General features: G+C 59.1%; 8 protein-coding genes. 3 read left to right on the plus strand and 5 right to left on the minus strand.

The window, feature by feature from the left end; genetic code table 11:
- The 5 genes from ACQY7U_RS12770 to ACQY7U_RS12790 form a co-directional block, all read right to left on the minus strand.
- Positions 1–669: glycosyltransferase family 39 protein (locus tag ACQY7U_RS12770; protein WP_428644995.1), on the minus strand; the 669-nt coding region annotated here is incomplete at its 3' end.
- Positions 666–1,058: a GtrA family protein gene (locus ACQY7U_RS12775; protein ID WP_428644997.1), complete on the minus strand. Its 393-nt coding sequence runs from the start codon at positions 1,056–1,058 to the stop codon at positions 666–668. The genes ACQY7U_RS12770 and ACQY7U_RS12775, both read right to left, overlap by 4 nt.
- A complete protein-coding gene (locus ACQY7U_RS12780) occupies positions 1,055–1,861 on the minus strand; it encodes a glycosyltransferase family 2 protein (protein WP_428644999.1) in 807 nt (268 codons plus the stop codon). The genes ACQY7U_RS12775 and ACQY7U_RS12780 overlap by 4 nt, the downstream gene beginning before the upstream one ends.
- 245 nt (positions 1,862–2,106) lie before the next feature.
- Complete coding sequence (locus tag ACQY7U_RS12785; RefSeq protein ID WP_428645001.1) at positions 2,107–3,093, minus strand: glycosyltransferase family 2 protein; 987 nt, start codon at positions 3,091–3,093, stop codon at positions 2,107–2,109.
- A 290-nt stretch (positions 3,094–3,383) separates the two neighbouring features.
- Positions 3,384–4,343 (minus strand): LysR family transcriptional regulator, encoded by a 960-nt coding sequence (locus tag ACQY7U_RS12790; RefSeq protein ID WP_428645003.1) that lies wholly within the window; start codon positions 4,341–4,343, stop codon positions 3,384–3,386.
- 158 nt (positions 4,344–4,501) lie between these two features.
- Between ACQY7U_RS12790 and chvE the strand changes: the two genes are divergently transcribed.
- The 3 genes from chvE to ACQY7U_RS12805 form a co-directional block, all read left to right on the plus strand.
- Positions 4,502–5,566 carry a multiple monosaccharide ABC transporter substrate-binding protein gene (gene chvE / locus ACQY7U_RS12795; RefSeq protein WP_428645004.1) on the plus strand — a complete coding sequence of 355 codons (1,065 nt, stop codon included), beginning with the start codon at positions 4,502–4,504 and terminating at the stop codon, positions 5,564–5,566.
- A gap of 144 nt (positions 5,567–5,710) precedes the next feature.
- Entirely contained in the window at positions 5,711–7,225 is a 1,515-nt protein-coding gene (gene mmsA / locus ACQY7U_RS12800) for a multiple monosaccharide ABC transporter ATP-binding protein (protein WP_428645006.1), read from the plus strand.
- Between the two features lie 13 nt (positions 7,226–7,238).
- On the plus strand, positions 7,239–8,066 hold an 828-nt coding region (locus tag ACQY7U_RS12805; protein ID WP_428645008.1), incomplete at its 3' end, for an ABC transporter permease subunit.

Genomic DNA, 8,066 nt, shown 5'->3' on the forward strand with positions numbered 1-8,066 from the left:
ATTAAATTCGCTGAACGTCAGCGCATGCAGGCCGATGAGAAGGGCGAAGGTTCCCAAAGCCACCGTGCCGGCAAGTACCAGCAAGCCGAAGGCACCGCGCAGGCTGCGTGTTTCCAGCGCGCGCACGCTGCCGATCACCACGATTGTCGGCACGAAGAAAATCGCCTTGATGGTCATGACGCCGGCAAAGCCGATGAGGGCGCCTGCCAGGGCAACGGCCCGGATCTGGCCGCCGCGCGTCAACGCAAGCCAGAGCGCTACCATGATGGGTGCAGCGGCAAGCGTGTCGGTCCGCAGGGACAAACCGTGCCGGAGTACGTAGCTGAAGGTCCAGTAGGCAAGGACGGCGAAAAGAGCACCTTCCGGACTGGTCAGCTGCCGTGCCGAGGCCCAGATCGCCCAGGATGTCGCCAGCGCGAAGACCGCGATGAGCATGCGTGCGGCGATGACCTGATCGACCTCGTTCACCGAGACGTAGGGAACCCAGTGGAAGAAGTGAATGAAGGCTGTCTGAAGGATCTCCCGCAAGTCGCCACGATGGTAGTCATAGACCATGGACAGGTTCAGGAACTCGTCCCAATTCACTTCGAACCGGAAGAGCACAATGGCCTGGACGACAGCCGCCAAGGCCACAAGGGCAACAAGAGAGCGGTGCATCGTGCGGTTCATTTTTGCACTCTGAAGACAACGAGGCGGTTGAGCGAAAACGACAGAATAACGACCGGTATCAATGCAAGCGCTCCAGCGAGGTAATAGTTGGCACCCCATGCCGCGAGTATCCGGATCAGCAGAATGTTCGCGAGGTAAATTACCGCCCACATCGCCACGAAAACGGGTAGCCTTCCGGTCAGGGAAGTTCGGAAAACAAACTTGCCCTGCGTGAAGAAACTCATGGCGATACCGAGGAGGAGCGCGATGAGGCTGGCAAGCCAGTAAGGCAGGCCGACAAATAGTCCGAGCGTATAGATTGCGTAACCGAAAGCGGTGTTGATTGCTCCAACCAGAACGAAGCGTATCAACTGACCGCGAACGTCAGCCGAATGAAACCGACTTATCATCGGCGTTCCACCATGCGCCCGTAGAGGCCGAACAGCTTCTTCTGCTGGTTCAGTGTCCATATTCTGGCAGACAGTCGCGCCTTTCCCAGAGGGCCGAGTGGCACGCCGTGTTTTTTCGCGAACGCAAGGTATTCCGAGCGGGCCTGTCCGAGCAGCGACCATGTGGTGTTGCCGGCGCGATAACGATTGGCAATCAGCGGCTGCGGTACATGGGCAAGGTTCCGTCCCTTTGCCATCGACCAGGAAAGATCGACATCCGTCAGATAGTGAAACCGCGGATCGTATCGGTGGGCACCCAGGGCCGCCGTTCTGACGCCTAGGGGAATGCCGAACATGTTCCTCGTCGTTCGAATGGTTTCACGTCCCGCTTCATCCGCGCTGAAGAGTGCTGCCCTGTCAAAGCGGCGCGTCGCCAGAGGGCGCCGTTGCGTGTTGACATAGGCAAGATCGCAGTAGACCGCTGGCGCGTCGGGGTTCTCGTCCAGTGCGATATCCGCGAGCCGGAGTGCGTCGGGGTCGGCCAGATAATCGTCGTGGCAAAGGAGCATGTATCTTTCGGTTTCAATCGCGTCGAGAAGGGCGTTGAAATGCGTCGGGATCGGCAGCGTCTTTTCTTGCCGGATGACCCGCAGGTTCACCCGGTCGCGCCAGGCCTCCAGAATCTCAGGAGTCGCGTCTGTGGAGGCATTGTCGCTCACGATGACGCGAACGTCTGTGAGGGTCTGGGATTCAACCGAAGCCAGCGCCTCGCCGAGCAGCTCTGCTCCGTTCAGGACCGGTATGAGAACGGTAAATTGTGCCACGTTATCCCGCATCCCTTGGATCTTCACCGTCTGAAGCAGCGTTCGGCCCCCGTTCGGAAGTGGTCTTGACCCATCGCGCTGAGGTTACATTTTCGCGGCTGGTTCAAGCATTCGCCGGGCGTCGCTTCCTACACGGGCAGAACGTGTGCAACCTAGAAGAAAAGTCTTAATCATTTCGCCCTGTTGCCGGAGAGGCCGGCAAAAATTGGGTTTTGATGATTGCGAGGCCGTAACATTCCGGACGATCACTGAGTCTCTTCGGCGCGGCGCGGTTCCAGAGCGACCTTGCTGACTTCAGGCCCGCCGTCCGGTCTGACGAAATACAGCGGGCGTCCCTTCACCTCGTTATATATCCGGCCGACGTAAAGCCCGACCAGACCGATGGTCAGAAGCTGCACACCTGACAGGAATGACAGCATGATCATTGTAGAGGCCCAACCCGAAACGACCGGCCCTCCGAGGAAGGTACCCACAAGCGTCCAGATCACGGCAATGAAGGAGATCATCGAAACGGCCAATCCGAACCACAGGGCAATGCGCAGCGGGAGATCCGAAAAGCCGATGATGCCGTTGGTGGCCAGAAGAAACATCGACTTGAGCGAATATTTGGAGCTGCCTGCTGCCCGCTCGTGCCGGTCATAGAGCACTTCCACGTGCCTGAAACCGACCCAGGACACCATTCCGCGGAAATAGCGGTCGCGTTCCGGCATCGCGCGTAGCGCATCGGCTACCTTTCTGTCGATGAGGCGGAAATCGCCGACATCTTCGGGAATTTTCACCGGAGACAGACGGGCAAGCAGACGATAGAACAGCTTAGCGCTGGCACGCTTGAACCAGGTTTCACCTTCTCTCTGCCTCCTGCGGGCGGAAACGATCTCGGCGCCCTTGCGCCAGGCCTCGATCAGGTCAAGCGCGACTTCGGGCGGGTCCTGCAGGTCGGCATCCATGATGACGATGGCGTCACCGTCGGCGCTGTCGATTCCAGCGGTAATGGCGATCTGATGGCCAAAGTTCCGCGACAGTTCGATGACCCGGAAATGCGGGGTATGTGCCTTTCTATGGAGGAGCTCAAGCGAACGGTCACGGCTGCCGTCGTCGACAAAAAGGAATTCGCAGTCAGCGTCAATGCGTTCGACAAGTGCATCGAGCCGCGCAAACAGCATCTCCAAAACGGCTTCTTCATTGTAGACGGGAATTACAAAGCTGATTTTTGGTGCGCGGTCCTGGCTCATGCGTTGTCTGCCGCTTCTCCTTTGCGCCGAGTCTGGCGTGCCTAGTTAGGGCCAATCGGACGCCCTGCATGACAAAGTCATGGGATGCCTGAACCGAAGTGTCAACGACTGCGACCGGTAATCAGCCCTCTTTCCACCTTTGATGCCGTCAGACAACAGGTGTGTGCTGTTGGGCCCGGTTTTTCGTTGGCATCAGGACGTTTCTTCGACGATCCGGCTACCGGAGAGCTGCTGGCAAACGGTATCCCTGGTGGAGCCAGTTGCTGGTCATGGTTCGGCCTGGAGGTCTATCATCCCAATTGTTTGTCCGTACCCGTGACAGCTCTCAGGACTTCCCGTCCGACGAGCTGTGCGACCGGGGTCAGGACCTGGCCTTTTCTCGTCAGGAAGGAATAGGGTTCCACCGACAGGTCCAGTGCGCTTTTCAAAATCACAAGTGTGCCGCCGGAGCTGCGCGGACCCGATGAAAAGCTCTCGGCGACCGACCGGGCGACGGGCGCGATAGCGTTGGTGCGCTGGATCGTTGCCAGTGTGAACAGGAAGGACGATGTGGTCAGGACCCTTGTCGGCAATGCAAGTGCCTTGTCCCGCAAAGCCTGTTCCGCCGTTGCGCGGATCGGTGTGCCGACTGGCGGCAACACCCAGTCGAAACCGAGCAGGGCTTCAGCCGGAATGGGGGCGGCAAGGCGCGTCAGTGGATGATCGGCCCTGCCGATGAGGCACGCGGGTTCGCGCAATAGGGGGCGTTCCTCAAACCGGGAAGGGTCCTCGTCCACCGGAACCCGGCTCAAGGAAAAGTCCAGACGGCCGTCTTCCAGCATGGCTGCCAGTTCGCGGCTCGGGCTGACCTCGACGGAAATGGTGATGCCGGGATAGCTGAGGCGGATGTGCCTGAGGGCCGGAAGGATGTATTCGATGGCCGGCCCCGTAACGGACCCGATACTGACATGCCCGCTCTGACCGGATTTGTGCTGCTCGATATCGCGGCCCGCGTCGGCAAATTCCTGCAGGATGCGCACGCAGCGCTCCGCCAGCTTCCGGCCGGCATCTGTGAGTTCGATGCCTCGACCTGACCTCACATAGATCTCGGCTTCCGTGATGCGTTCGATTTCCGAAATCAGACGGGAAGCGGCCGGCTGGGTGGTGCCGAGCGCAAGGGCGGCATCCGTCAGGTGGGAATGTTTTGCAAGTTCCGCGAGCAATCTCAAATGGGAGATCTTCATCCCACGCCGCAGCAAATCCAGACTCATGGTGTCTTTCCGCAATTACATACCGAAATTGGTATGAGAAGATAATGTATAATAATTTGACGGTCATGTTGTTTTTCACACATCTGTAGGCCCGGCATCAATCGGTACATGCCTGAATTTGACGTGAGGCCGGCTGGAAACCGGCCTGGGAGGACAGAATGAAATTTGTTTCGAAAACGCTTGTCGCGGTCGCGGCAGCTGCAACTCTCATGTCCGGCGCCGCAATGGCTGCGGACAAGGGCTCAATCGGCATTGCCATGCCGACAAAATCCTCGGCACGCTGGATTTCCGACGGCAATTCCATGGTCGAACAGTTCACCGCCGCCGGTTATACGGCCGACCTGCAATATGCAGAGGATGACATTCCGAACCAGCTCGCCCAGATCGAAAACATGATCACGAAGGGTGTCGACGTTCTGGTCATTGCCGCTATCGACGGCACAACGCTTTCCAATGCTCTTGAAAATGCGGCTGCTTCCGGCATCAAGGTCATCGCCTATGACCGTCTGATCCGCGACAGCGGCAACGTCGATTATTATGCCACCTTCGACAACTTCAAGGTCGGCGTTCAGCAGGCAACGTCGCTGGTGAACGGCCTGAAGGAGCGTTTCGGCGACGGCCCTTACAATGTCGAACTTTTCGGCGGATCGCCGGACGACAACAACGCCTATTTCTTCTATGACGGAGCCATGTCCGTCCTGCAGCCGCTGATTGACGACGGCACCATTGTCATCCAGTCCGGTCAGATGGGCATGGACACGGTCGGCACGCTGCGCTGGGACGGCGCGGTTGCCCAGGCCCGCATGGATAACCTCCTTTCCGCTCACTACACAGACAAGACCCTGCACGGCGCGCTCAGCCCTTATGACGGTTTGTCAATCGGGATCCTGTCGTCGCTCAAGGGCGTCGGCTACGGCTCCGGCGATCAGAAGATGCCGATCGTGACCGGTCAGGATGCGGAAGTCCCGTCCGTCAAGTCCATCCTTGCCGGTGAGCAGTACTCCACCGTTTTCAAGGACACCCGTGAACTTGCCCGCGTTACCGTCGGCATGGTCGACGCCCTGCTGGAGGGCGGTGAACCGGAAATCAACGACACCAAGACCTACGACAACGGCGTGAAAGTGGTTCCGTCCTACCTGCTGGAGCCGGTTTCCGTGGATGCCGGCAACTGGGAAGACGTTCTGATCGGTAGTGGCTACTACACCGCCGACCAGGTCAAGTAACCAAACTCCCAAGCAGCACTTTCCGCCCGCAAGCCAAACCCTGCCTGCTTACCCGTACTTCACGGGAAAGCGGGGCGGCAGACCGAACCCATACCGGTCACTCTTGCGGGCGGATCTTTTTCAGGAAATCGGAGATCGGGGTCCATGGCACTCCTTTCCATGCAGAACATCAGCAAGACCTTTCCGGGCGTGAAGGCGCTCGACCGGGTGAACCTCGATGTCAAAAAGGGCGAGATCCACGCTGTTGTCGGCGAGAACGGTGCCGGAAAATCAACGCTCATGAAGGTCCTGTCCGGGGTATATCCGCACGGCGACTATGATGGTGAAATCGTCTACGAAGGGGAAGCAGCCCGGTTCTCAGGCATTTCGGACAGTGAGAAAAAGGGCATCATCATCATCCATCAGGAACTGGCGCTGGTTCCGCAGCTCTCCATCGCGGAAAACATTTTTCTCGGTAACGAATGCGCCAGAAACGGCGTGATCGACTGGCGCGAAACCAACCGGCGCACCGGTGAACTTCTCGCCAAGGTCGGGCTTGCGGAGGCTCCGACGACCAAGGTCGACAATATCGGTGTCGGCAAGCAGCAACTGGTGGAAATCGCCAAGGCGCTCTCCAAGGACGTCAAGCTGCTCATTCTGGATGAGCCGACGGCAGCCCTTCAGGAAAACGACAGCCGGAAGCTGCTCGACCTGATGCTGGAGCTGAAGGCGCATGGCGTCACCAGCATCATCATCTCGCACAAGCTGAACGAGGTGCGCTACGTCGCCGACAGCGTGACCGTCATCCGAGACGGCATGACCGTTTCCAATCTCGACGCAAAGGCCGGCCTCAGCGAGGACGACATCGTCCGCGACATGGTTGGGCGCGACATGACCCACCGCTTTCCGGAGCACAAGCGCTCCCCCGGCAAGGTCCTTCTTGAGGTCGAGGACTGGAGCGTCTGGCATCCGGAACACAACGAGCGCCAGGTGATCCGCAACGCGACCTTCAACGTGCGTGCGGGGGAAGTCGTCGGCATCGCCGGCCTGATGGGGTCGGGGCGGACCGAGCTTGCCATGTCGATCTTCGGCCGCTCCTACGGCCGCAACATTTCCGGCACCGTGAAACTCGACGGCAAGCCGATCGACGTGAGCACGGTCGACCGGGCGATTGCGGCGGGCATTTCCTATGTCACCGAGGATCGCAAGGCCCTGGGTCTGATCCTCGACGAGACCATCCGCTTCAACACGACACTCGCCAATCTGGAGGGGGTGGCGTCAGGCGCGATCCTGAAGCGCAACGAGGAAACGAAAGTCGCCGAGAAATACCGGGAGGCGCTCGCAATCCGCACCCCCTCGGTGTTCCAGAAAACGGTCAATCTGTCCGGCGGTAACCAGCAGAAGGTCGTCCTGGCGAAATGGCTGTTCACCGCGCCGGAAGTACTGATCCTGGACGAACCGACCCGGGGCATCGACGTCGGCGCGAAGTACGAGATCTACACCATCATCAACGACCTCGCGGCTCAGGGCAAAGGCGTGGTCATGATCTCGTCCGAGATGCCGGAACTGCTCGGCATGTGTGACCGGATCTACGTCATGAACGAGGGGGCTCTCGTCGGCGAACTAGCCGCCGGCGATGCGAGCCAGGAGCGCATCATGTCGCTCATAGTCAACGAGTGAAAGTATTGAACCCATGGAACTGGCACAAAGCGACACCAATTCGGCATCAGGTGTGAAGACCAAAGGCATCGGCGAGTATCTTTCCTCGCACCTCAGGCAATACGGCCTCCTGTTTGCACTGATTGCCGTGATGGTTTTCTTCCAGATCGTCACCGACGGCACCTTGCTGCGCGCGGTAAACGTCACCAACCTGCTTCTGCAGAATTCCTACATCATCATCATGGCGCTGGGTATGCTCATCGTCATCGTCTCCGGCAATATCGACCTGTCGGTCGGCTCGGTGATGGGGTTCATCGGTGCCCTGGCTGCCGTGATGATCGTCAATTTTGATCTGCCCGTGATCGTGACTATCATTGCCTGCCTGGTCATGGGCGGTCTGATCGGGGCCGCGCAAGGCTATTGGGTGGCTTATTGGAAAATTCCGTCCTTCATCGTGACACTTGCGGGCATGCTTGTCTTCCGGGGGCTGTCGCTGTGGCTGCTCGAGGGCCAGTCGGTCGGCCCGTTTCCGAAGGAGTTCCAGGTCATTGCCACGGGTTTCGTGCCCGATCTTTTCCCGGCAGGCCTGGGTGAGGGGTTGGCGGATCTCTTCGGCGCCCGCAAGGTGAATGTTCTGGCGCTGGCAACCGGCATTGCAGCCGCAGCGCTTGTGGTCTGGATCGGTCTGCGCCAGCGGGCCCAGAACAAGGCCTATGGCATTGAGGACGAGCCCACGGGCTTCTTCGTTGCCCGCACCGCGATCATTGCCGCCGCGCTGATCTTTGTCATGTACAAGCTGTCCCTGTTCCGTGGCCTGCCCAACGTGCTGATCACCATGGGTGTCCTGACGGTCATCTACGCT

It is taken from the genome of Roseibium sp. (assembly GCF_050301095.1).
Classification (GTDB): Bacteria; Pseudomonadota; Alphaproteobacteria; order Rhizobiales; family Stappiaceae; genus Roseibium.

Coding starts and splice junctions, on each gene's coding strand:
- ACQY7U_RS12775 (WP_428644997.1), bottom strand. CDS start 1,058: ATGATAAGTCGGTTTCATTCGGCTGACGTTCGCGGTCAGTTGATACGC.
- ACQY7U_RS12785 (WP_428645001.1), bottom strand. CDS start 3,093: ATGAGCCAGGACCGCGCACCAAAAATCAGCTTTGTAATTCCCGTCTAC.
- ACQY7U_RS12790 (WP_428645003.1), bottom strand. CDS start 4,343: ATGAGTCTGGATTTGCTGCGGCGTGGGATGAAGATCTCCCATTTGAGA.
- chvE (WP_428645004.1), top strand. CDS start 4,502: ATGAAATTTGTTTCGAAAACGCTTGTCGCGGTCGCGGCAGCTGCAACT.
- mmsA (WP_428645006.1), top strand. CDS start 5,711: ATGGCACTCCTTTCCATGCAGAACATCAGCAAGACCTTTCCGGGCGTG.